The sequence below is a fragment of the Virgibacillus sp. 7505 genome, from assembly GCF_002272135.1.
In the GTDB taxonomy this organism is placed as follows: Bacteria; Bacillota; Bacilli; order Bacillales; family Amphibacillaceae; genus Terribacillus.
Genome location: NZ_NPBF01000090.1, coordinates 1 through 353 on the forward strand (window position 1 = coordinate 1; position 353 = coordinate 353).

2 protein-coding genes are annotated in these 353 nt (G+C 44.5%); both read right to left on the reverse strand.

Features of this window, described 5'->3' with window-relative positions:
- A partial coding sequence (locus CHH91_RS18055; protein ID WP_483372412.1) for a PTS transporter subunit EIIB occupies nucleotides 1-225 on the reverse strand: 225 nt, incomplete at its 3' end.
- A 1-nt stretch (nucleotide 226) separates the two neighbouring features.
- Entirely contained in the window at nucleotides 227-340 is a 114-nt protein-coding gene (locus tag CHH91_RS21315) for a hypothetical protein (RefSeq protein WP_353615336.1), read from the reverse strand.
- Nucleotides 341-353: the final 13 nt, after the last annotated feature.

Here is a 353-nt window from a genome sequence, read left to right on the forward strand (position 1 = left end):
GACTTGGTTGACAGTGCCAGTTCCAAAAATAATTTGGTACTGGCCAGAATTGAAAAACGCGCCTTTCACTTTGGCGATATTTTCTACTTTCTTCTCGTCGATCTTCTGTTGATCGTGAACCATAATGCGAAGCCGTGTCGCACAATGGGCAAAGGAAGCAATATTGTCTTTGCCACCGACGGCTTCAATGACCTGCTTGGCGATTTCCTGATTATCTACTGCCATATCATTCATTCCCCTCTATATCGTTTACCATCAAATCCCACTTGGTGACTTTTAAGTGAGCATTGCCTTTGTTTACGAAAAAGCGGATCCCCTTGCTGTCGGGCTGTGGAAAAATCCGGCTTGTAAAC